Here is a 25,269-nt window from a genome sequence, read left to right as displayed (position 1 = left end):
TCACACCACCTCTCTCAGACTCTTTACAGAGAAAGCCGCGGAAGGTGGCTCCGTGCTAGCCTGAAACGCACTGACGTGAAAATCGTTCGCCTGCATCACGCTGTAGACATCATGGGCGAAGTCATCCATATCCGCGACAGCCAGCTTGAGACGGCGTAAAAAGTAGTTGTAGATCAGCACGGCAGGAACCGCGACCGCAATCCCGATGCCGGTGGCGATCAGCGCGTTGCCAATCGGCCCCGCAACCGTGTCGAGACTGGCAGAACCAGAAAGCCCAATCTCCTGCAACGCTGCCATAATGCCCCACACGGTGCCAAACAGGCCGATAAACGGTGATGTGCTGCCAATACTGGCCAACACCGCCAACCCGCTTTCCAGCGAGCGGCGTTCGCGCTGAATCTGCTGTTGCAGCGCGCGCTCAACCCGATCGGGAAGATGAATATTCAAAGCCAGCTGGCTGCTAATCCGCTCCGGCGCTTTAACGGCAGCCAGTGCCAGATTAGCCAGCGAACCGGGCTGTTTAGCGCTGGTTTCTAACGTTTGACTGACATCATCCTGCTGCCAGAAAGCCGCTCGGAAACGCCGATCGCGCCGTTGTGCCAATCGGTATTGGACAAACTTCAGCAACCCCAGCCCCCAGGTGACGAGAGAAAATAACAGCAGCAACAGAACCACGGCGCCTTCTGCAGAAAAGAGTTCAATGTGTCCGAGCGTCATAACCAATACCTCATGAGTTCAACGAAAAATCGACAGGAACCACCACCCAGCCGCTAACTGGCTGATTGCCGCGCCGTGCGGGAACGAAAGACCAGCGCACCACCGTGTCTCTGGCCGCCTCGTCCAGCGACGGGTAGCCGCTCGATTGATGAATACGAATGGTTTGTACCTTACCGTCAGCACGTACCTGCACATTCAGCAGCACCGTGCCTTCATAACCACGGCTAATCGCTACGTCGGGATAAGACGGCGGAGGGTTATGCAGGTAATCAGCATTGGCCAGCGGCGGCGTTAACGGTGCGTCGACGGGCTGTACCGCCGCCTTTTGCGCTACCGGCGCAGGCGTTGCTGGCACAACGGTCGATGCGGTTTCCGTCTGGGGTTGCAGCGTCGGTTTAGGCGCGGGAGCGCTCTTTTTCACCGGTGTCTTTTTCGGTACAGGTTCAGATTTTTTCTCCGGCACTTTTTTTTCCGGTGCAGGAGGCAGTAATGCACTTTCATCCACGAGCGGCTCGGTTATCGTCGGTGCGTCTAGCGGTTGTGGCGTCGGTGTCTCAGGTTCGGCAACCGGAACAACCTCTTGCACCACAGGTTCTGTTACCGTAGAAACCAGTTCAACGCTGACAGGCTGCGGTCGAGCAGGCACCGTAACGGGCGGTGTCGACGCGCTGTTGAATAACGCCAGCACTGCCGCATGCAATAGCAACGTCGCTATCACCGCCAGCCAGCGTTCTGGCTGGGATGACACCGTCGTATTCAACGTCGGCAAGCGCGGCTGCACGACGCCGCTCACCCGGCTGGCATGCGGAGTCGGCTCCGGTGAATAAGACCGGGATCCTGGCGCCGCTCCCGCATAGAGTAATTCCGTCATGGTAAGTGCTCCTGACCGTGTTTATTTATACCCGACATAATTCACATTGCAGGCGTCATGGATAGATGACCTGAAATAGCGGTGGAATAATCGATTCTTCCCGAGAGCTTAATAAAGTCAACGTATGTATCTGTATATCGATATTCATTTAATTATCTATTTCATCGGAAAGATAATCGCATCCATTGTTTAATGACAAACTAAAGGCAATAAGTCCTGCTAGGCTAATGCATAGTTGGAATAGTTTTTTTTCGTTCGCTGCATAACGGCGAAATAGACGGTGAATGCTGATTTAGCTATTTATTAAAAATAATAATGCTTTTTTTGTATTAGTCAGTTTATTGCCAAGCCTTTAAATGTGGTTCTGCAACCATATGACGCCGTTCGAAACAGGCGCAATAACACAATTTCTATTCATCGATTTCATTACTGGCGGGTAAAAATAATGACGACATCAGGACGAAAATGGTTAGTGACCAGCGTATTGGCAATGGGTATGGCCTGGTCAGGCATCACCTCCGCAATCACTGAAATTCGTATTGCCGCGCCAGACATTGGCGCGGGGACAAAACCCAGCGGCGGTGGTCTGCTTGATGTCATCCACAGTCAAAAACTGCTGGAGCGCGAATTTAGCAAAGATGGAATCAGCGTGCGCTGGACGTTCATCAAAGGCGCTGGCCCCATCATTAATGAAGCGTTTGGCAACCATCAGGTCGATGTCGCCTATCTGGGCGATTTAGCCAGTATTATCGGTCGTTCTCGCGGTCTGGATACCCGGGTGATCGCGGCAGCGTCACGCGGCATCAATCACTATCTGGCGGTGGCAAAAGGCTCTGGCATTGGAAAAATTGCCGACCTAAAAGGCAAACGCATCGGGATCTTTCGTGGAACAGCAGGTGAACTTTCCTTCGTCAGCGCGCTTGATTCGCAAGGCCTGAAACCGTCTGACGTTAAGCTAATTAATCTCGATTTCACCGCCGCCAGCGCGGCATTAGCGGCCGGACAGATTGATGCTACCTGGGGCGGCAGCAATACACTTTCCTTGCGGGATAAAGGGCTGGCAGATATTCCACTCTCCAGCAGCGACCTGAACGGGGCGGGCCAGCTCAGCGGCTTCCTGTTGGTGGATGAGAAATTTGCCAAAGGCAACGAAGATATTCTGCGGCGCTTAGTCAAGGTTCAGCGAGAAGCGGCAAACTGGGCCAGCGACAATAAAAATAAGGATGAATTTATTCAGCTATTAGCGACCCAGTCAGGTTACCCGGAAAATATATTACGTGTCGAGTGGGATACATTACCGCCATTAACTGAGCGTCTTTCGCCAGAATTGGATACCGCTTTCGTGGAAAAATTAAAACGTGCTGTCACCTTGGCCTATGAATCGCGTCTTATTCGACAACCGTTTGATGTCGATAAATGGCTGGATGATGCTTATCTAAAAGCAACGCAGTAATTTACCCCCAAATTATAACTCGCGTATTGCCGTGAAATTTACGGCAATTGGTAGCCTATTGACTCAATTCGGAAAACGCTATGTATTTTAAAAGACACCAACAGTATTTAAAAAAACACCAGCATAAAATAACATCGGGCATTGTAATGAGCTGCGTTTTAACGCTCCCCGCGATGGCGCGAGCAGCCGACCCGCAGATCGCAACGGATAATGCGCCCCGCACGGAAGCCGCCGCCGCCGCCCCCGTCCAACTGAAACGTGTGAAAGTTAACGCCCAGCGTGCGCCTGTTCAACCGCCGACCACGCTGGCATCGGTGATCGACGGCAAAACGCTCGAAGAAGAGCGGGTGTATCGCTTTGAGGATCTGTCACAGCTCGTAACGGGTCTGGATGTCGATACCGTCGATGTGATGGATACGACCGTAACCATTCGTGGGATTGGTGATGGTGGCGAGAGCGGAACCAACATCGGTATGCCGGGTAGCGTGGGGCTGTTTGTCGATGGCGTCTACTTATCCCGCCCCGGTGTCATCTCTAACGATTTGCTGGATATCGACAGCACCCGCGTACTGAAAGGGGCACAGGGCGCCGCCTATGGCTTTAATACGACCGGCGGCGCGATTGACATTCGCACCCGCAAACCCACTTTCACACCCGAATATTCACTGGAGCAATCGTTCGGACAACGCGACTACCTGCAATCCAAACTGATGGCTTCCGGGCCACTCAGCGACCATTGGGCAGGCCGTATCAACCTGTCCCGTACCGAACGCGGTGGAAACGTCACGAATATCGAAAATGGCCATAAACTCGGAGGCAGTACCAGTAACGGCGTGCGCGGCCAGTTGCTCTATCAGCCTAATGACAGTTTTAACCTCAGAATCACTGGCGATTACAGCGATTCTACCCAGCGCCCCGTTTCGGTGCTGGTGAGCGCAACCGATGCTTTTCGCACTCGCGCAGAACAAACTGGCCTCAAGGTCGTCGGTGGTCGTCAGGTCGCGATGGATGACGAAAACGTCATTCGTGTCGCACAGGGCGGCGGCTCGGTAGAGGCCAACTGGAAGCTGAAAAGCAGCTATAGCGTTAATTCTCTGTCATCACTGCGCTATTTCCGCGTGTTGCCCAGCACGGCGGATAACTGGAATATCCCACTCTATCGCGATAGCGGCGCTGACGTGCGCGATCGCGTCTGGTCACAAAGTTTTTGGCTGGATTCACCCAAAGGCAATACGTTTGATTATTCACTGGGCGTCGATTACTGGGGAGAAAACCTCGATACCGAGGCAAACAGTCGCTACTACGACGACAATCGCGTACAGACGTGGGTAGGCAATGGCTATCAGGGCATTAACGTTCAGCGCTTTGGCACGTTAGATGACACTGTTTATTCCGTCTATGGTCGCGGAACCTGGCACGCTGCCGATAAGTTGGACGTCATTGTCGGCCTGCGCCAGACCTATGAGAAAAAAGAAGGAACGTTCATTCGCAAAAACCGCGCCACCTTTGACTCTGGCCCACTCTCACAAACCAACCACCTGCCTTCTGGCTCTATCAGTCTGAACTGGTTCGCGGCACCGAACGTCACCCCTTACCTCACACTCGGCTACGGGGAAAAATCCGGTGGTCTGAACGTGTCATCTGGGGCGGCAAAGCAACTGGGGATCGACTCGCTGTACGTCGCTCCAGAGAAAACCCGCTCGGCGGAGTTGGGGGTCAAAACCCACTGGCTACAGCGTAAAGTGGAATGGAATACCGCGTTGTTCTGGAGCGTTGTCGAAGATTTCCAGAATAACGCCTATGACGAAGAAACGGATACCAGCTACCTGATTAACGCCGGGAAATTCCGCTCACGCGGCGGGGAATCTCAGTTGACGCTGCGCCCGCTTGATGGCCTGAGCATCAGTCTGGCCGGTACGCTGTTGGATGCCAGTTATCTGAACTTCCCTAACGCCCGCTGCCCGGCAGAAATTTCCGCGGTCTCGTGCGATATGTCTGGAAAGCGCGTCTTCAAATCCCCCACGCTGAGCTACAACACACGCGTGCGTTATCAGTGGGATACGCCAAACAATCTGCAAGCCTCGGTTTCCGGTCAATGGTCATGGCGGAGCTGGGCCTACGGCACGCTGGACGATTCCGAAAGCAACCGAATTCCGGCTTATGGTGTACTGAACCTGTCTAGCGGACTGAGCGGCAAGCAAGGCGACAACCGCTGGAACGTGTCGCTGTGGGTGAAAAACGCGCTGGATAAGGATTACTACCGTTCCGTCAGAGGCTCCAGCGCCACAACGGGCGTGATTGGCGAACCGCGCATGGTCGGCATATCCGTCGGCTACGACTTCAAGGGTTAACGTCATGGACAAGACGACTTACTCGCGCCGACGCTTCCTGCGTGACAGCACGTTGCTGGCGCTGTCGGCACCGTTTTGGAGCTCTGCCGCTGCGCCTTTGGCGGCGGCGTCCAACCGCGCTGTCGGAGCCGCACCGCAGGTCAGCCTGCGCTGGCTGGACGGGATGACTCCCCGTTCATTTACGGGCGTTACCTGGGGCGTTCCCTGGCCGCCAGGGGCGGTGCATAACGATAACCATTTCGCGTTGCACAATGCACAGCAGCAAGCCTATGACCTGCAAAGCTGGCCGCTCGCCCATTGGCCAGACGGTTCGATTAAATGGTCGGCGCATGCCCTGGGCGGCGATACCGCGCCAGAAAAGGGCCTGACGCTGCGCCCGATTTCCGCTAAGGACACGCCGACAGGGTTAGAGATGGTCAGCGAACACGCGCGCGGCTGGACAATCGATACCGGCCATATTCGTTGCGTGATTCCACGTTCAGGCTCTCGCCTGATCGAAGAAATCTGGCGGGATAATCGGCTGGCGTTAACCAACGGCAGGCTAGTGTTGCGTATGCAGCGTGGAACGGAAACGGATAGCACGCTGACACAGGAAGCGTATCAGGGTGAGATCGACACGGCTACCGTAGAGCAAAGCGGGTCGCAGCGCACGGTGATTGCGCTACGCGGTACGCACCATGCGCAACAGCCGGGGGGTAAGCGCATCCCCTTTATTATTCGGCTGTATAGCTATGCAAATACCGATTCGCTGCGCGTGGTCCATACCCTTGTCTATGACAACGACGACGATCGGCTTAGCCTGAAAGGGCTTGGGCTGGCGTTCGATGTGCCGCTACAGGGGGAACTGCACGATCGCCATGTACGCTTCGTTTCCGATCACGGTGGACTTTTTCGTGAAGCGGTACGCGGTCTGAGCGGATTACGCCGCGATCCCGGTGCAGCCGTTATCGCGGCACAGCTCGCTGGGAGAGCGACACCGCCGATCGCCGATTTTTCGCCGGAGGTTGGCAAACGTCTGGATTACATTCCCGCGTTTGGCAGCTACCGCCTGACCCAGCACCATCCCGATGGTTTTCAGATCCATAAACGCACCGAGGCCGGACAAGGCTGGTTGCTTTCCGCCACGGGCGAACGGGCAGCAGGCGTCGGCTATCTGGGCACGCCAACCGGCGGCGTAGCATTCGGCCTGCGCAATTTCTGGCAGAGTTACCCCGCCTGTCTGGAAATCGACAATGCCCACACCGACGTGGCAACCGTCACTCTCTGGCTGTGGTCACCGTGGGCAGAACCGATGGATATGCGCTTTTATCATGACGGCCTGGGTCAGGATACCCATGACAAACAGCGTGAAGGGCTGGCAATCACTTATGAAGATTACGAACCGGACTTCGGCTCGGCCGTCGGCGTGGCACGCACTAGCGAACTGTTTATTGATGTGCTGCCCGCGACGCCCGATGCGGAAAATCTGGTGACGCGAGCACGACGTATGCAGCAACCGCCGCTGCTGGTCGCGGACGCACAGGACTTGTACCGCGCACAGGCATTTGGATCGATGTGGGCGCCCGCCTCCGCCGCCACACCAGCCCGAAACCAGTTAGAGAAGCAGTTGGGGGCGTATTTCGACGCCTACCAGCAGGAGGTCGAGCAGCGCAAATGGTATGGCTTCTGGGATTTCGGCGATGTCATGCATACCTATGACAGCGACCGTCACGTTTGGCGTTACGATGTGGGCGGCTATGCGTGGGATAACTCGGAACTGAGTACCGATCTGTGGCTCTGGTATTACTTTCTGCACAGCGGGCGCGCAGAGGTCTTTCGCATGGCTGAAGCCATGACGCGCCACACGGGTGAAGTTGACGTGCACCATTTGGGGCAATTTAGCCCGCTGGGGTCACGGCACAATGTCCGCCACTGGGGCGACAGCGCCAAACAGTTGCGTATTTCTACCGTCGCTAACCGCCGTTTTCTCTACTACCTCACCGCCGATGAGCGCATCGGTGAACTGATGGATGAGCAGGTTGACGCGCTGCGCACGCTAAACACGGTGCTGCCCGGCCGCAAAATCGGCCAGACACATCCTGCCAGCCCCAATCATATCAGCCTAGGGTTCGGCACCGACTGGGGTGCCGTCTCCGCGGCCTGGCTTACAGCCTGGGAACGCCACGGCGATCCGGCCATACGTGAACGCCTGCTCAACAGCATGCAAACGCTAGCCGCCCAGCCACACGGCTTTTTCACTGGCAGCGCAGCCATCGACCCCGATACAGGGCGATTTATTCCCGCGCCTACGGAGCAAATCGAGATTTCGCACCTCAGCGCAGTATTTGGTCTGACAGAGATCTGTAGTGAGCTGGTTGAGGTGCTGCCCGATCCGGCCTTTACGCGCGCATGGCTCGACTACTGTCGGTTCTATAACGACCCCGTTGCGTTAAGCGCACGGCTCGGCAAGACAGTGAGGAAACTTAATTTAGCGCAAGGCCATGCCCGGCTGACCGCTTATGCCGCGCGGCAACTGAATGATCGCACGTTGGCGCAGCGCGCCTGGGCAGAATTTACCGCGGGCAGCGGCGGCATAGCCAACCCAACGCTCACGCAGCGACGCCTGACGCCGCCTGACGTGCTCTCCCCCATCAACGAACCGGTGATCAATTCCACCATTGATAAACATTCCGGCAGTACCGAGGCAACCAATCTGGCGACCAACGCCGTCGCTCAATGGGGATTAACCGCCATCGCCCTGCTGGCTCTGCTGGATGACATTCCCGCTTCTTCTTAATGCCGCCACCCGGCGGCACGTTACAGGACATCATCATGATTGACCCTAGCTGTATTGAAAACACGCTCCTGCTGTCACCACAGACAAGCGACACACATAACATTATCATCGCGTCGCCCCACCGTTCAGCGCTTATCTGGTCCACCGATACAGAGGGTCAGCCGTTACGCTGGCAGATAGAGCAGGAAGATCCTGACCGCACGACGCTCCAGACCACGCCTGAGCGTCTGACGCTGGAAAGCGCTGCCGGGCTGACGATCTGGCTGGATGCGCCGCTCTCAGGCACCTATCGCATCGCCTTTACGCGGGAGATTTTGGTCGCGGATTGTCCCTATGACCGCGTGTCCGACCTCAACCAGTTCTGGGCCGCGCGCGACCTGCATAATCCGAACCTGTTTACCCGGCACGGCAAGCTCAACGAATACGACAGCCTGAATCTGTACTATGTCGGCATGGGCGGCAACTGGAACAGCACCACGCGCTTTCGTTACTACGACGGCCACGGCGAGCGCCTGCTGCTTGGCGAATACACCGATGCCGCGCATCTGCTGCGCCCTCATCATCGCTATCGTATCGTGATTGAAGTGGATCGGCGGGAAACGCGTTTCTGGGTCGATGACGTGCTCTATTTCCGCGCCAGTTACCCGAACACGCCCGCTCCGGGCTATTTCGGCTTTCGGACGGTATTTTCACGTCAGGAAATCAGCGAATTCAGCATTACCCCGCTGTAAGCGACACTGGCACGCCGTGCAGGTCGCTATCGACCTGCACGAAGGTGTCGATCAGCTTACGCGCCAGCAAAGACAGCCGGGCATCCGCCAGATAAATGATGCCGTAGTGGGTGTAGAATTCGTCGGTGTTGTCGTCCAGACCCGCGATCTTCAACATATGAAGGCCGTGCCGATCGGGCTCACTGAAATGATTGGTTGTTCCGATGGCATCAGAATGGCGCACCACCTCTAGCAGGCTGTAACCATTCTCACACTCAATATTGGTGCGAATATCCAGTTTACCGCTCAGTTGCACCAGCGCACGGTGGAGGTTGGGCGGGCGGATCGTGGCCGCCAGCGGGTAGGAGAAGAATTGCTCGACGGTAATCGCTTCCTGCGCGGCCAGCGGGTGCCCGCTACGGCAACAAAAGCCCCAGCGATGCTGGCTCAACGGCTGTACCCGATAGCGGGTATCGAATTCAAAGTTGCGCATATCCGCCACGATAAAATCCAGCTCTTCGGCCATGAGGCGATGACCCAGCGCCTGCCAGTTATCAACGCGAAAGACCATCCGCACTTTAGGGTACAGCTGAGAGAAAGCCCCGATCACCTGCGGCATCAGCCAGGCGGCCGGTGCCGGGCCGCAGCCAAAATTCACTTCGCCCGCTTCTTTTTCATTGAACTGCTGGATATCGTTAAACAGATCGTGCGTCTGGTTAATCAGGCGACGCGCGTGTTCCAGCACCACCAACCCTTTCGGCGTTGGCTCCAGTTGGTTCATGCGATCGATTAAACGCGTGCCAATCGTCTGTTCCAGAGATTGGATACTACGGCTAAAGGCGGATTGGGACAGCTTCATCGCCTGTGCCGCCGACGTAAAATTGCGATGCTCAATCAGGGCAATAAAGTGACGCAGTTGGCGAAGATCGATATTCATGGCACGGCGTGTCATCAGGACGGAAGGAATTTTCAGGCTAACAGGTCTGGCCGTGCAGAAAAAATAATAAAACCGATGTTTATATTCTTGCTAGTTATATATCTACAGCGGCCGATGTTAGGGGAAATAACTCATTTCCGGTGCCTAGCTCAGTCTCTTACACACCAATCCAGAGGCATCGCGAGTTTTGCCGTTATCCGGCGTAAAAAATTATGCTGAGGAGATAGCGGGCTTAGGATGAGCCGCAGGGACGCGGCGAAAGCTTGCGCCACGTCGGGAACGTGTCGCAAGCGGTCCGTTAAGCCAGATACCGACGAAGGCACCGCGTAGCGGCATAATTCGCGCCAAAAGCCAAGGGGTCACGGGGCGAGCGGCGCTTAAGCCGCCCCGTGTCGGGCGCGTGCTACGGGGTAGCATGAAAATAACGACATTATCGCGCACGAAACCGTCTCGGCGTCCGCATAAAATGGACTAAGAGACAGAGAACATTAACTTTCGGGATCAGAACAATTTTTTCGCTGTCTCCAGCCAGTCGCCTTTGAACGGACGCTTCATGTTCTCGATGGCATCAACGATGTCATGGTGCACCATTTTTTCATTCTGGATACCGACACAGCGGCCACCGTAGCCCTGCTGTAGCAGTTCAATAGAGTACGCGCCCATGCGAGAAGCCAGAATACGGTCATACGCGACCGGCGAGCCACCGCGTTGAATGTGACCGAGTACGGTGGCACGGGTTTCACGCCCCGTTTCTTTTTCAATGTATCTCGCCAGTTCATCAACGTCACACACCAGCTCGGTAATCGCCACAATCGCGTGCTTTTTGCCTTTCTCGATGCCCGCTTTGATTTCGCAAACCAGATCTTCCGGGCTAAACGGCACTTCCGGCAGGACGATGAATTCACAGCCACCTGCAATTGCCGCCGCCAGTGTCAGGTCGCCGCAGTGGCGTCCCATGACTTCAACAATGGAAATACGTTGGTGAGAAGAAGAGGTGTCGCGCAGGCGGTCAATCGCTTCCAGCACGGTTTCCAGCGCGGTAAAGTAACCAATGGTGTAGTCCGTTCCCGCAACGTCGTTATCAATCGTGCCGGGCAAGCCGATACAGGGAAAACCCATCTCCGTCAGACGCTTGGCCCCCATGTAGGAACCGTCACCGCCGATAACGACCAGCGCATCCAGACCGCGTCTTTTCATGTTTTCTACACACACCTGACGCACTGCCTCGTCACGGAACTGTGGGAAACGCGCTGAACCGAGGAACGTACCGCCACGGTTAATCACATCCGATACGCTGTAGCGATCCAACTGCTCCATGCGATCTTCGTACAAGCCCTGATAGCCATCATAAATGCCGTAAATTTCCAGCCCTTCCGACAATGCAGCACGAACCACACCCCGAATTGCCGCATTCATACCTGGTGCATCGCCACCGCTCGTCAACACTCCGATTCTTCTAATCATGACAACCTCTGGACTTGTAGATGTAATTTTGCAGGATTCTTCTATCGTAAATTCACCACTGCCCTAAAGCAGGCAGCAACGCCTTATTCTTTTATTAGCATATTATAACAAACACCCGAAGCTGAATTGATTCAGGTCAGGCTATATTGTGCATAAATTTTCATGGCCTATCACGTTTTTAACACAAAATGCTGAAAATACCGTCACCTACATTGCCAACCTACCACGCTGGTTTTCCGGCACGGCGGAAACCGGATCCTGATGGATCATAATGTCGGCTCCCGGAAACTGTTGACGTAATGCCTGTTCCAGATCGGCGGCAATCTGGTGTGCCTGAACCAGCGGCAGGGCGTCATCCATTTCCAGATGTAGCTGAATAAAGCGCGTTGGTCCAGAACGTCGGGTGCGCAATGCATGTGCGCCGCGAATGCCCGGCCAGTTCGCAATCACCTCAGCAATAGCGCGATGCTCGTCCTCCGGCAGCGCGCGATCCAACAGCGATTGCACCGCGTCATATCCCATACGTAATGCGCTATATAAAATATAGCCGCCGATCCCCAACGCAAACAGGGAATCGGCACGCGTAATGCCTTTCCAACTGAGTGCCAGCGCCAGCAGAATCGCACCGTTCATCAACAGATCGGACTGATAATGCAGCATGTCCGCACGTATTGCCTGACTATGCGTGCATTTAACCACCCAGCGCTGGAACGAGACCAGCATCAGCGTAGCCAACAGCGCAATGAGCGTCACCCACATGCCGACTTCTGGCGCGTGCAACGCCTGCGGCTCCAGAGAATGTTGCAGCCCCGTCAGGATCAGGAACAGCGCCGAACCGGAAATAAACATGCTCTGCGCCAGCGCAGCCAGCGATTCCGCCTTGCCGTGACCGAACGCGTGCTCCGTATCCGCTGGCTGCAACGAATAGCGTACCACCAGCAGGTTCACCAGCGACGCGGCAATATCCACCAACGAATCGACCAGCGACGCCAGCAGGCTTACCGAACCGGTATGCCACCAGGCGAACACTTTCATCACAAACAGCACCAGCGCCACAGCCGTCGCACTCACCGCCGCCAGCGTCACCAAACGTGCATAGTGTGGATTCATCATGCCCTCACAGAAGGTCTGTTGCCCGAATTCAGCTCGTTAATGACGTTTTTAACACACGGGAATAGCGAACAAACGTGAAAATACAGCACATCGTCGCCAGCACCGCCATCGCCGCCCCCATGTAACCGATATCGGGCAGACCAAGATGGATAATGACCTGATTACCGAGCAGCGCACCGCCGCCAATCCCAATATTATAAATCCCCGAATAGAGCGCCATCGCCACGTCGGTGGCGTCCGATGCCAACGTCAACACCTTAACCTGCATACCCAGGCTCAGCGCCATAATGGCGATTCCCCAGACGATACACAGCGTCGACAGGCTCCAGCCACTGAATGACAGCGGTAGCAAGAGCAGCAAACACACCGCCAGAAACGCGAACGAGACAATCAGGAAACCCGCCGGATACTGACTGCTGTAGCGGCTAAACAACATGCTGCCAATGATGCCAGCACCACCAAAAACCAGTAGCAGGATGGTGGTGAAGTTTTCACTCAACAACGCCACTTTCTGGATAAACGGCTCAATATAACTGTAGGCGGTAAAGTGCGCCGTTACGATCATGACCGTCAGGCCGTATACACACAGCAGCGCAGGGCGCTTCAGCAGGAGAGGCAAGCTTTTTAGCGAACCAGAATTACTGCTCGGCAACACCGGCAGGAGCTTCATCAGACCCAGCATAATCACCGCAGCGATCAGGCCAATAAGGACAAACGTTACGCGCCAGCCCAGATACTGCCCGACCACACGCCCTAGCGGTAACCCCAGTACCAGCGCCAGCGCCGTCCCAGTCGCCAGCAGGCTCAACGCCTGCGCTTTTTTATCCGCAGGCGCCAGACGTACCACCAATGATGCCGTAATCGACCAGAACACCGCATGCGACAGCGCGACGCCGATACGAGCCATAACCAGCACCCAATAATTCCAGGCCAGGCCGGATAGCACGTTACTGATGGCGAACAGGATAAAGATTTTGATCAGCAGGCTGCGTCGTTCCATATCGCTGGATAACAGCATGCAGGGCAGCGACATCAGCCCAACCACCCAGGCGTAAATCGTAATGATCAGCCCAACTTGTGCGGCGCTCATGGAAAAGCTGGCGGCGATGTCTGACAACAGCGCGACAGGAGCAAACTCAGCGGTGTTAAAAATGAATGCCGCCAGAGAAAGGCTGACGACACGTAACCAGGCGGTCGAACGAGGAGAACGGGTCATGGTATTGATATCAAAAGTTAAAATAAAAGAATGCGCCCCCTGTCACGGCAGAGGCTAACGCGGTGGAGCAATGGTACAGGGAAAGTATGACATCGCCATGTAATGGCGAGCGGCCAACGATGTTTCAGCGTGCTTTTATGAGGATGTCAGCCAAAAGCCTGAAGACAGGTAAGGGAACATTCATGAGCATCATTTTTGATGCTCATATTCTACGCGTTACCACTCCCTTACGCTGTCTTTTTTCGTGCCTTTTCTTGCTCTATTACTATCCTGCCTCGGTCGGGGGAAGGAGCGTTACGCCGATGAAGCGTGACGTAACACAATCGGCAACCCGTTTTGAAAACGCTGAAGCCTGTCGCAAAGAAAGACGACCCGCAGCAGACGATCAACCTCCGGTTGAGGCTGCACGATATACTGCGACAACGCACGCTCAACAAGCGTTAAGCCCAGCTCATTGGCGGTTTTCATGGCATGTTGCAACTGCTCTCTTTGCGTTGTGGTTAACTGCCGCCGCCCGGTGCAAGCCTGTGCGTCCAACACATCCAGGATCGGCTGGCAAATTCGCTGTGCCAGCGTAAGCGGTGGACGCTGCACCGTTTTTTTCTGCTTCTTCTCAGCCAGCATCGTTTGAATATAGCTAATAAAGCCCTGTGCTTTCTTCTCGCTTTTGATGGTCTGAAAGTCCAGACAGAACGCCCTCACCGTGCCGCCATCCCTTACCAACAGAGAATAAGGCTGTAGGTCAATATCATTCCCACGGCGGCGAGGCTGCACCAACACCGCCACAATCTCCCACTTTTGCTGAGTGGCTTGCTTGAGCCTATCTATCCGCTGGTGCTGTGCCTTTTTCCAGTTGAGACTCAGGTAAAGAGCATTACCCGCGTCGTCAAAAACTGGCCAGACGATACGCTGTTCAACTTCATGCCAGACGACAGGTTCATAGCGATGCACATGCAGCAGCAGAGGCAATGGGTAGTCCTGATTCTCTTGCTCAAAGTAGCGAAACAGCTGCGACCAATCGGCAATGCCTCCCGTCGATTTACACTGCTCATATGACGCAGCAGGCCACGGCGTGCCCTCAAGGTTCGCGAAACTTTCACCGCCCGCGGCCAATTTACCCTCGTCAGAAAAACGCGGGTGGTGCAGCGTAAACGGGGCACGCATGATCTGCTCGCCCAGTTGTTTCCACATGGCCTGTCCCTGCCACACACCCTGCTGGCTGAACGTCACATCGTGGTAATCGGCTCGCGCTTGCGTGCAATGCAATAATTGCTGGTTTTCACTCTCCCAAAACGAAAAGGTCGCACCGCGCGCACCGCCCTCAGTCACCCACCACTGCGCCCCTAACGGCACAAGCGATAACGCCTCAGGCTGCTGTTGATACTGCCGCCGCACCTGCCCACGCAGCAACAGCAAACGTTCAGGGCTCGCCTGCTCAAGCTGGTATAAATACGCCGACAGACGGGCAATAAACAGCAGGACATCACGTTCTTCCAGGCTGTAATGCCTTTCCGCTAATAAACTAACCTGTCCGCTCAGCGTGCGCAGGTAGCCCGCCAATCGCGGTAATCCTTCTGCACGGGCGGACATATTCAGCAAATGAAGCTGCCGCGCACTGCTTTTGCTGATGTGCGACAGCCCCTGATTCAGGACGTCATGGATAAACGCCTTCAGCATAGCAATCAGCGCTTGCTCATCCGCATTTAACGCCCTTTCATTTGATTCCTGAGCGAAACACTCCGCTGGCCACGGCCAGACGCGCTGATTTTCTGCAAAGAGACGGGCAATGGCAGCAAGATGCAAGGCTGGCTGCTTCTCACGTAAGAAATCCGACAGCATGCCAGTCAACCCCGTTCCAGCCAGATAGATCACGGGGCTTTCCAGCATTGGCAGGTAAATTTTAAGCTGGTTTGGCAGCAGTTCCGTCCTCACCGACTCTTCCGCCCACATTTGTACAAATCGCGCCGCATGCCGCGTTTGCACTTTGCCGACCTGCTTCATTAAGACAGCAGGATCGAGCAGTAAGATCTCGGCAAGCACATCTATCGGTGGTGTTACCGTTTCCTCAGAGAGGGCAGCTGTTTGATCCGCATCCCGTTCAGCATGGGTTTGTAGCCACAGCACCGCCGCCAAAATGTGCTTACAGCAGCCGGTAGCCGGGCAATCGCACCGTGCAGTGTGTATCCCCTGCGCATCAAGCACCACTTTCTGACCATCGCTGGCAAAATGCCCTTCTTGCCCGGCGTCAGTCACCAACGTCACCTTATCACCCGCCAGATCTTTTTTGGCTCGGCGCAGTAAACCGACATTGGCAAAAACGCTCAGCGCGTCTTCATCATAATTCAGGTAGAGGCGTTGCCAGTTCATCGCATCACCTCCGCCAGCCATTGCGCAAAATGCTCCGGTGTTAACGCGGCAACCTGCATACCGCGATCGGCCAATTTTTGCCCGATGGCGGCGTCGTAGACCGGGTGTGCCGCATCATCCAGTGCCGCCAGCCCTAACAGCGTGATTTGCTGGCTGTGCATACGCTGCACGCAGCTGAGCAGGTGACTCAGCGCGCCACCTTCTTCAAAATCACTGATTAACGCCACGATAGTACGTTTCGGGTTTTGTACGCGCTGTTCGCAATACTGCATGGCCTTCGCAATATTCGTCCCGCCTCCGAGTTGAACCGTCATCAGTACCTCAACCGGATCGTGGGCAAGGTGCGACAAATCCACCACCTGTGTATCAAACACAATCAACGATACCCGTACCGCAGGCAATGCCGCCAGAATGCTGGCACAGACCGCCGCATACATCACTGAACTGGACATCGACGCACTTTGGTCAACGCACAGAATCACATCCCACGGCATATGCCGCTGCATGCGTGAATTAAAATGGGGTGTTTCAATGACCAGACGATTTTTATCACGATCAAAATGCTTAAGATTGGCCGCAATCGTGGCACGCCAGTCGAAATTTTGACTGCTGGCGATCGGCGAACGCCGGAAGCGATGACGACGGCCGGTAAGCACATTCGTAAAGGTTGGCCTCAGCGTGCGTAATATCTCATCTACCACCTTACGAATAATGTCGCGTACCGCTTCACGCGTCTGTTCATTCATCCGTCCACGTAAACTCAATAACGCCTTAGCCAGCACGGGCGTAGGTTCCATCGTTTGCAGAGCCTGTGGGTCGTTGAATAAATGTGTTATTTCATAGCGTTCAATCGCCTGCGATTGCATCCGCTCAAACGTGCTGCTGGGGAATAATTTACGCGCCTGATTCAGCCAGTTCACCGCCGTCAGTTGAGACTGATCCAACGAGCCGTGGCGTCCACCTTCCTGCTTGAGGCCACGGCGCTGATATTCACGGCGATAGAGGTAATCCAGCGTGCGTTCCACCTTCAGATCCTGCGCATCAAACGCCGCCTGACCTAATGCTTCATCGGCATAGTGGCCCAGAATCAAGCGCCAACGTTTGCCATTTTTTTCTTTATCATCATGCGCACTCATCGGGCTGGCCCTTTCTCGGTTTCGTACCATGACAGGAGTTCGTTTTCCGCCAGCTGTTGTTGCAGCTGTTGATTTAACTGTATCGTCTGTAGCATCTCCCGCTCCGTGAAATCCGCTTGCCAAAGGTGCATATCCGGCTCAGAGAAACCGCATTGCTCGGCGATATAACTCGCTAATGTCGCATTCTGCTTCGGGGTCAGTTGGCTGAAGGCAAAGCGCAGGTCGGGCAACACATGCAGGAAACGGTCATCATCCCACTGCGAAATCAGCCTATTTAGCTTATCGACTAAACGCGGCGTCTTGATAATCAGCTCAGGCGCCGCGCGCATTAGCCCCACAAAGTAGCGAACCGCCTGCTCAGGATCGCCCCCCTGGCTAAAGACGTTCGATAGGTTGTCCTCAAGGGCACGCTCATCAATGTCATCACCGAGATAGCGCAGCGCATCAACCGCCCCTTTTAATAACGGCACGCCTTTTAACGCTGGGGCAATCTGCTTCAATTGGTGGTAAAAATCGCGGTTGGCGGTACTGGAGGGGTCGATCGTAGGCATAAATTCAATCAGCTCACGCAAGGCAAGCAGTGCCGTAAAATGCGTTTCCTGCTGGGATTCATCGCCTGCGGTGAGAGTCGGTAAACAAAACAGCGCCTGTGGAACCAGCTTAAACAAGAGTTGCGTTAATTCAGGCTGATGGCGTAAGCCAAGAAAATCACGCCCGCGCCAGAGATGAATCAGGCTATGCCCACATTCAACGAGTGAATCTAAGCGGAAATCGTTGTGTATATCGTCATGTAATAAACGAAATAGCCCGGCTAAACGTGACTGTAGCCCTAATAGCGCGGCCTGAATCAGCACATGCACCGCATTTTTACTCGACCGATTCTGCCCCTGTTCCTCTAACTGCTTTTCCAGATAGACTAATTTATCGATCGCAATCGCTTCGAGCTGGCTTCCTTTCTCCGAGAGCGCAATCAACCGCCCTTCGGTCGAGGGAGTCCACGCATAGTGCCACTCTTCAAATAGCAGATCGAGATGATGACCGCCCAAAAAATCAGGGCCGTTACTGCGCGTCGCGAAGCCGACTTCAAGGAAGCTCAGCAGATGCAGAAAACGGCTACGTGCGCGATGCTGCGGGTTGCGATAGATATCCAGGCGGCTTAGTTTGACCAGCGTGTCATCGAGTTTAAAGCGGTGATATTTCGCTAACCGATAAGTTTCAGCAACCAGCGATGGCGTCGCGCTACCTGCCGGAATCTGTCCTAGCGCATGGCCAGAAAATGTTTTTTGAATTTCAAGCCACAGTTCACTCTGCGCATCATCGATGCTGCCTTTGATAAAGCTACTTTGTAGCCCATCCAGCAGATCGTAACGACCGGGGCCTTCATGCCCGCGCAATGCTGCTAAGCGAACACTCTGCTCTACCGCATTTTTTACCGTGATATAGCTGGGGGGATCGTCAAACGCTTTAGCCCGGAGCATGCTGGCAACCTCAGACAAAAAACGCATCCCCATGTTATTGCGGTATTCCTGAGTCGTGAGCGGCGGCAACGCCTTTTCTGCCTGCCTATCGCCTCGCTGCGCCATGAGCATTTGCCAGCTTCGCTGATAGTACGCGGGCGCGGGCATGCCGGAGGCATAGCCATTGAGCGCATCTAATCGGTCAAAGCTATAGCGGATTAACCACGCGCTATCGTTTTCCGCCTGCTTCAACTGTTTTTGGTACTGCTTTTGCGCGGCATCCGTGAAGGCATTGAGTGATTGACCATCGTGAGACAGCCCTTCGAGCAGCGCCAGCGAATGAAAACCCCCGGTCACCACCAGAACTTTCCCCGTTGGATGTTCAGCACGAACCTGCATGATAGCGGCGAGCATATGCGCCTCACGCTGTGCCGATCCCTCTGCTTCCAAAACCTGAGGCTCATAATCCAATCGTGCCAACGCACACCAGACCAGCGTATCGCGGAACAGCGCTTGCCAGTCGGTCAGCGCCTCAATCGAACGTAATTCGAATAAATGTTCCCATAAATCATCGTGATCGCGGCAGTAGCATTTCCTGGCGAGTGCCGAAATAAACTGGCTGTGGGCGAGATAGCGTTCTGCTTGCAGGCTTTGGCTGACATCGTTCTGACGTTCTTCAATCGCGCTTTGCTCAGCCCACGGCAAATCAATAAAGCGCAGTGTCGCGTTGTGACGCTGCCCGGCGTGCAGCGCAACCCACTCGGGCGAGTAGTCACAAAAAGGGAAAAAAGCGCTACGCGTGGTCGCTTGCGGCGTTTCGCCCTCTTGCGGCTCACGGGACTGAACGTCAGCCTGCCCCATCACCGCGATAGGGGGTTTCGCATCAGGGTGAAGCAAATCGGGCAACAGGTGATTAAAACTGACCGGGGCCTCAATCAGAATGTGATCGGGATGGATATCGTCAATCAATGACAGCAGGCCGTAGGCACAAGCGGGGCTATGGTGGCGAACCGGCGCAAAATAGATCTGCTGCGACTGCAAAAAATCCCATGTTGCCAGCGCCTGTTTCATCCGTGCGGGCAGTACGATGTTCGAAAGACTCACTGGCGCGTTTCCTCATGAAAAAGAGTCCGTGAAGTAATCAGTAACAATGGACTACAGCCTAATGCCGATCGTTTAAGAGCCGAGGTACACGGAGCGACCACAGGGCGAGGGGTCCCTGCGGGAATATCATCCCTGTGTTTCTCCTACGATGAGGCTCAAGAGTGACGAGCATTAGGCCACGGCCTTACTTCCAAAACTGCCGCGAGGCATCGTAAAACGCTTTCCAGTCGTCGCTGCTTTTTGCCCGTTCCCGCGCCACATTATCCACGTAGTAGCGCATACGTTTCGCATCGTCAGGGTTATCTTTTAATACCACGCCGATAATCTGGCGTGCGATGGCGCCCGCATTCAGCGTGCTATTGCCCAGATAATGCGCCTCAAGCGCGGAGGCGTAGGCAATATTGACCGCTTCCGCACTCGACATCACCGCATCCGGCGTTTTGGTGCTGCCACCGTCGCGCGTATTACCGGAGCGAAGTTCCTGAAAGGTGGTCACCAGCAGTTCAATGACGCTCGGCGGCACAGTGACAAGCGCAGCCAGTTCGCCCAATTCACGCGTCAGTTGCGTTTGAATCAATTCGATCTCGAACTCAGGGTCTTGAATCGGCCTCACGGTTTCAAAGTTAAAGCGCCGTTTTAATGCGGCTGACATTTCATGTACGCCGCGATCGCGCAAGTTCGCCGTGCCAATCAGGTTAAAGCCGGGTTTAGCACTGATCCGCCCTTGTTCACCCATTTCAGGGATCATCAGCTGTTTTTCAGACATCAAAGAGACCAGGACATCTTGTATTTCCGGCGGGCAGCGGGTGATCTCCTCAAAACGGACAATCCTGCCCTGCATCATCCCCTGATAGAGCGGTGAACCGATCAGCGCCCGTTTAGTAGGGCCTTCAGCAAGCAACAGCGCATAGTTCCATGAATACTTAATATGATCTTCGGTCGTTCCCGCCGTGCCTTGAATTGTCAGGCCTGAATCACCCGAAATGGCCGCAGCAAATAGCTCCGATAGCATGGATTTTGCCGTTCCGGGTTCACCAACCAGCATCAATCCCTGTTTCCCCAACAGCGTCACAATCGCGCGATCGACCAGTGCATTATCGCCAAAAAATTTCGCGGAAATCCCTAAGGCTTCATCACCTAAAATAAACTGACGCACCGCACGGGGCGAGCGCAGCCACCCCTGCGGTTTCGGGTTATTTTCGTCCGCTTGAGTCAGGCGTGCTAATTCATCCGCAAAGCGAATTTCGGCATGCTGACGCAGCACATCGTTGGCTGTCGATGGGTGTTTTTCCATGTTCGTGTCCCTGTTCGCCACAAAATAATGAACGAAGCCAGCACAATGTGTACTGGCTCCATAAACAGATTACCAAGGCGTTTTGTTTTCCCAGTCGGCATCGTACCCCGAGCAGGCCTGCGCGACTTTCAGATAATCGGCATAGCTTTCTGCCAATAAGATAGGCGGAACGTCCTGCAATGCCAGATTATTGCGATCCCAGTAGTTTTGCTGATTTTTCTCAAAGCTCAAATCAAACAATACCGCCGGAATATTTTCCTCTGGCACGTAGCTGCCGCTAAATCCAATATTCACGTACAAATCCAGGCTACTGAAATGTTTGTAATAGTGGCTAAACGACCCACCATCTTCCGCTGGCGCACGCTGATATCCCATCTTGGTTAAGATGCCGCGCAGCGTGAACGTATCGGTCAACCACCCTTTTCTATCCTCAATTTCGACCTGTTTGAGATCGAGCTCTGGCACGGTATGTACCATCTGCGAGAACAAGAACGTCACTTTATAGTCGTTAAAATGCGCAAGCCAGGCTTCACGCGTGTCGTTATCCACCACCGCCGCATGAGCAAGCTGAATCACTGTACCGCTTGATAATTCAACCTCATCATCTTCAAGATTAATTAAACAGCCGTCATCCGTTGGCCTGAAGGTATTGAGCACGTGCTCCCCCTTCACTTCTTGCCACACTAAGCGCTCGATCAGCGGTCGCATCACCGGATGAATCATGATGTACATCTGCCAGTCCTCACTTGGCCATTGCCGCTGGGCGCACATCGATTCATACAAACGTGCAGTTTGCAGGTCGATCACCTGCTTCAGCTCTTTTTTGCTCGACGAGAACAGCTTTTTCGCTTCTTTTATCTGCTCTTCATTATCCGTTTTACGTGCGGCAGGCAGGGCTTTAATTTCTTTCCCTTCTGGGTTCAGGAGCACCAAACGTTGCTTGCTATCCATGCGAGCGGTAAAGGTTCTCTCGCCATATTCCAGCACTAACGTTCCTGTTTCATCCATCCCAGCAGTGGGGATCGTGCGGTCAGCCAGCTCGTCGGCAGTCCAGTCATTGCGCTCGGCAATCTCTTTGACTAATTCACGCGCCTTGTCCTGGATCGCCGCAGTACGGTAGCGACGTGACAGTGAGAGTAATAATTGAATAATGAGCGGATCGTCACTCATCGCCATCGCGCTGATCATCGCTTCAATCTGTGAACGGCGCTGGTAATGATCGCGCATATAATTTCGTAATGCCGAGACGGCAACATGGCCTTCAATATGGCAAGTCAACGCCAGCATGCCTTTCTCACTGATTGCCGATCCTAAATAGCGTCGCAAGACTTCATTCTTTATTTCTTCTGTCGTCTGCTCCAGCGTGTAATTCGCATACTTTTGGTAATACTCAGGGTAAAGTTCAAGATAACGTTGATAGTATTTTAAACGTCCCGGTGCCTCTTTATGCGCTTCCAACATCGCTTCTTCCAGCGGTGGGTTCTTCACATCCTGAGCAATAAACGTATGTAAAATAAAATGACCGAATTTCTGCTGACTCTCTTTGGCTAATAAACCGACATAGCGCTGTAATAACGTATTACCCGCAGGCATTTTTAATTTTACCGCCAGAATAATCCACCATTTGATGATGTCGGCATGAACGGTCTTGCCGTTTTCCCATTTCAATGGCGGTATCGCGTTATAATCAAACCAACTCATGCTCGCAGGCGGGTTCGTTTTCAATCCCTTCAGGGCTTCTTCATGCAATATTTTTTCGGACAAATAGGGCGAGATATCTTCACCAAACTGCTCTAATGCCGCCAGCAATGCTGCACGAACCGTTTCTCTTTTCTCTTTTTTTAACAACGCATACAGCGGAGCGATACTGTCTTTACTTTTTATCCGCGCCAGCCATTCGATCGTGGTAATACGGATTTCTTGTTTCGCGGAATGCAAACTTTCCTGTGCATTCACATGCACATTCGGTAATCTTTCAAGCAATTTCTGCGCACTCACGCGGAAGGTTTTATTTTCACCTAATGCCAGTTCCATAATGCGTGGAATAAACTGTGCGGGAATAATAGGGAATTTATCAAGTAATGCGAAAGCATGGCTTAATTCAAATTGACTATATTGACTTTTGCTCTTATTCGGCAACAGCCCCAATGCTTCGGCAATATACTCTGGATATTGAGAGAAAAAAGGCCACAGCTGTTCCGGTTTAGGGAACAGTTTCACCCCATCGTTATAGGACTCTAAACAGAGTGAAGCGACGATTCGTGCGGATTCACGGCACCCCAACTTTTGCAAAACGCCTTCAATCTGTCGTAACTCCAATGCGGCGACAACATGCGCTGGCGCTTCGTTTTCTATTCGAGCGGTGCTAAGATTGAAGTTCGCCTGGCTGTTGCCAAAAATAATTCTCATCGCATGATAAAAAGTAAACTCAGGAAGAGAAATAAGGCGACTCTTATACTTAATAATGTTGACATCTTCATTAGATAGCGTTTTTCCACTATTCCCCAGATTAAGTCTATCAACCAAACCATGGCAATGTTCAACACTGACGGCGTTTATTTTTTTATAATATTCTTGCGCCCACTTGTATTTGTTTGCGCTCAGTTTATTTTCTGCGATTTCTTTTTCTGCATTTATTTTTGCTTTTTCCAGCATTTCAGCCAGATTTTCAACCAGAATGTTTTTTGCACTTTCAGGCAATGGCGTGTCGGCAAGCAGTGTTAACTCAGGTACATCAGGGAATTCAATATTTTGTGCCGTATCAACAACGGCAAAACGTGTAATGGCACTTTCGATACTTTTTATCACCGCCTTACTTTTTTCCAACTGCAACGCATGCGCTAAAATATCTTTATTTTTACCCTGACGAGCAAAGAGGTCGGCAGCCTGAGATCGCTGTTTTGGCGTTCCGTTAAACAAGATATCACTCAGGTGCGTTTTGACATCGCTAGCAGGGAGAATATTCAGCAGCGGTTCCGCTTCATTACGTATTGTTTTTCGCTGATCTATGGCTGATTTAACAATGACATCTGAGAATAAAATACGCAATGCTTCACGCTCGGATAAATACTTCAGGAACTGAATCAGGCCAGATGCAGACAGTTTCTCCACCAATTTCGTGCGAACAAATTGCGCATGCTCTTCAATATAGGTATGCAAATCAGGAAGCTCAAAGAAAATATTCAATTGCGCACTATAATAGTCAGATATTTCCGCCCTATCAAAGATCGCAAATAAAATAGATTCACCCTGATCATGGCCCTGCTCACTAACAAGCAGATCGGCAAGAAGCTGAATACGCCAACCCGTTCGGTGCGTTAATTTTAACTTCTCATTGGAGGTGATTTTTAACGTCGTAGACAGCGCATCACACAGCAAGTAAAGCATCCAGCTTGGCACGTCGCTCGTTATGATTTTTATATTTTTATTTTGGCATGCCGTAGATAAAATTTTAGCGAAGCGTATAACTTGTTCATTGGTTAGTGCTTTACCTACTTCAGCATAGAGCTTATAGCGTGAATTTATCGCTTGTCTTATTATTTTATTATATTCACTAGAATTAAAATTATTATTTTGAACATACCACCAATCAACCGTACCGGGTTTATCCAAGAGTACCGCTGCGTTATCGGCATCCAACTGATTTAAGGTATAAATCACCTCAGGTTCAGCGCCAGTCATGACATAATGAAACAGTTTTTTTGGCAACGTGTTATTAAGCTCTCCAAGCGGTAATAGAGACTCTTGCAACAATTTTTCCATTGGTGAAACATCCTTATTACCAAAAAATGGCAAAAGATCAAAAAATTTCTTTATCATGCCGACACCTAATTATGTATAGATAAACAGTGATTTTTTATCATGAATTGTGATTATTCTCAATTTTAAAATTCATATTTTTCTACCAACATTTATTTTGCGTATCATTACTTTTATAGCGAATAAAACCAGTCAATCTAATTCTTATCAAAAATTTCAGATAAAAATAGAATAGATTTAAAATAGCGCAATATATCCTCAATAATTCGGGTGGGTTTTGCTCTCACTCTCCCAGCCACTGATCCCAGCATGCTTCTGAGGATGCGCTCAGTTGCCGCGTTACGCGGCTCTAAACGGTCAACACATCGCGTGGTTCAACACGCTAACGTTTTGTCACGCAACTCGGATTATTTAGGATATAAGTTCACCTAATATCCACGCCGCTGTAATTAAATTTCACAAATTGCCAAGTCCGCCTCAATGCAAGTACAAAGAATAGGGAGAAGAAAGAATCGTCAATTGACGAATCCGCCTTATCGTGGCT

16 protein-coding genes are annotated in these 25,269 nt (G+C 52.9%); 4 read left to right on the top strand and 12 right to left on the bottom strand.

From position 1 onward, the window contains the following. Entirely contained in the window at nucleotides 1-717 is a 717-nt protein-coding gene (locus tag AACH44_RS00680) for a MotA/TolQ/ExbB proton channel family protein (RefSeq protein WP_261846861.1), read from the bottom strand. A 10-nt stretch (nucleotides 718-727) separates the two neighbouring features. Beyond that, nucleotides 728-1,588: an energy transducer TonB gene (locus AACH44_RS00675; protein ID WP_261846862.1), complete on the bottom strand. Its 861-nt coding sequence runs from the start codon at nucleotides 1,586-1,588 to the stop codon at nucleotides 728-730. A gap of 445 nt (nucleotides 1,589-2,033) precedes the next feature. Between AACH44_RS00675 and AACH44_RS00670 the strand changes: the two genes are divergently transcribed. The 4 genes from AACH44_RS00670 to AACH44_RS00655 all read left to right on the top strand — a co-directional run bounded on the left by AACH44_RS00670 (nucleotide 2,034) and on the right by AACH44_RS00655 (nucleotide 8,899). Beyond that, nucleotides 2,034-3,041: an ABC transporter substrate-binding protein gene (locus tag AACH44_RS00670; RefSeq protein ID WP_261846863.1), complete on the top strand. Its 1,008-nt coding sequence runs from the start codon at nucleotides 2,034-2,036 to the stop codon at nucleotides 3,039-3,041. A gap of 80 nt (nucleotides 3,042-3,121) precedes the next feature. Continuing rightward, nucleotides 3,122-5,392, top strand: coding sequence for a TonB-dependent receptor (locus AACH44_RS00665; protein WP_338659458.1), 2,271 nt, complete (start codon nucleotides 3,122-3,124; stop codon nucleotides 5,390-5,392). A gap of 4 nt (nucleotides 5,393-5,396) precedes the next feature. Next, nucleotides 5,397-8,168: a Tat pathway signal sequence domain protein gene (locus AACH44_RS00660; RefSeq protein ID WP_261846865.1), complete on the top strand. Its 2,772-nt coding sequence runs from the start codon at nucleotides 5,397-5,399 to the stop codon at nucleotides 8,166-8,168. Continuing rightward, entirely contained in the window at nucleotides 8,168-8,899 is a 732-nt protein-coding gene (locus AACH44_RS00655) for a DUF6250 domain-containing protein (protein ID WP_261846866.1), read from the top strand. The genes AACH44_RS00660 and AACH44_RS00655 overlap by 1 nt, the downstream gene beginning before the upstream one ends. Here the strand turns inward: AACH44_RS00655 and AACH44_RS00650 are convergent. The 10 genes from AACH44_RS00650 to AACH44_RS00605 form a co-directional block, all read right to left on the bottom strand. Then, on the bottom strand, nucleotides 8,886-9,815 hold the full coding sequence (locus AACH44_RS00650; protein WP_261846867.1) for a LysR family transcriptional regulator: 930 nt from the start codon (nucleotides 9,813-9,815) through the stop codon (nucleotides 8,886-8,888). The genes AACH44_RS00655 and AACH44_RS00650 overlap by 14 nt on opposite strands. A 210-nt stretch (nucleotides 9,816-10,025) precedes the next feature. Continuing rightward, nucleotides 10,026-10,256, bottom strand: a complete 231-nt coding sequence (locus AACH44_RS00645; RefSeq protein WP_261846868.1) for a hypothetical protein — start codon at nucleotides 10,254-10,256, stop codon at nucleotides 10,026-10,028. A gap of 60 nt (nucleotides 10,257-10,316) precedes the next feature. After that, entirely contained in the window at nucleotides 10,317-11,279 is a 963-nt protein-coding gene (gene pfkA / locus AACH44_RS00640) for a 6-phosphofructokinase (RefSeq protein ID WP_005976493.1), read from the bottom strand. A gap of 207 nt (nucleotides 11,280-11,486) precedes the next feature. Continuing rightward, complete coding sequence (gene fieF / locus AACH44_RS00635) at nucleotides 11,487-12,389, bottom strand: CDF family cation-efflux transporter FieF (protein ID WP_261846887.1); 903 nt, start codon at nucleotides 12,387-12,389, stop codon at nucleotides 11,487-11,489. A 31-nt stretch (nucleotides 12,390-12,420) separates the two neighbouring features. Continuing rightward, nucleotides 12,421-13,608: a sugar transporter gene (locus tag AACH44_RS00630; protein ID WP_261846869.1), complete on the bottom strand. Its 1,188-nt coding sequence runs from the start codon at nucleotides 13,606-13,608 to the stop codon at nucleotides 12,421-12,423. Nucleotides 13,609-13,902: 294 nt separating this feature from the next. Continuing rightward, complete coding sequence (locus AACH44_RS00625) at nucleotides 13,903-15,975, bottom strand: SWIM zinc finger family protein (protein WP_261846870.1); 2,073 nt, start codon at nucleotides 15,973-15,975, stop codon at nucleotides 13,903-13,905. Beyond that, nucleotides 15,972-17,111 (bottom strand): VWA domain-containing protein, encoded by a 1,140-nt coding sequence (locus AACH44_RS00620; protein WP_338659456.1) that lies wholly within the window; start codon nucleotides 17,109-17,111, stop codon nucleotides 15,972-15,974. The genes AACH44_RS00625 and AACH44_RS00620 overlap by 4 nt, the downstream gene beginning before the upstream one ends. Continuing rightward, complete coding sequence (locus AACH44_RS00615; RefSeq protein ID WP_338659455.1) at nucleotides 17,108-19,672, bottom strand: DUF5682 family protein; 2,565 nt, start codon at nucleotides 19,670-19,672, stop codon at nucleotides 17,108-17,110. Before AACH44_RS00615 ends, AACH44_RS00620 begins: the two co-directional genes overlap by 4 nt. Before the next feature lie 184 nt (nucleotides 19,673-19,856). Continuing rightward, nucleotides 19,857-20,966, bottom strand: coding sequence for an AAA family ATPase (locus AACH44_RS00610; RefSeq protein WP_338659454.1), 1,110 nt, complete (start codon nucleotides 20,964-20,966; stop codon nucleotides 19,857-19,859). 69 nt (nucleotides 20,967-21,035) lie between these two features. Further along, a complete protein-coding gene (locus AACH44_RS00605) occupies nucleotides 21,036-24,785 on the bottom strand; it encodes a DUF4132 domain-containing protein (protein ID WP_261846874.1) in 3,750 nt (1,249 codons plus the stop codon). Between the last annotated feature and the right edge of the window lie 484 nt (nucleotides 24,786-25,269).

The sequence above is a fragment of the Pectobacterium araliae genome, assembly GCF_037076465.1.
GTDB lineage: Bacteria > Pseudomonadota > Gammaproteobacteria > Enterobacterales > Enterobacteriaceae > Pectobacterium > Pectobacterium araliae.
Note: the sequence above shows the minus strand (reverse complement) of the source record. Positions and strands in the feature narration are given on the sequence as shown.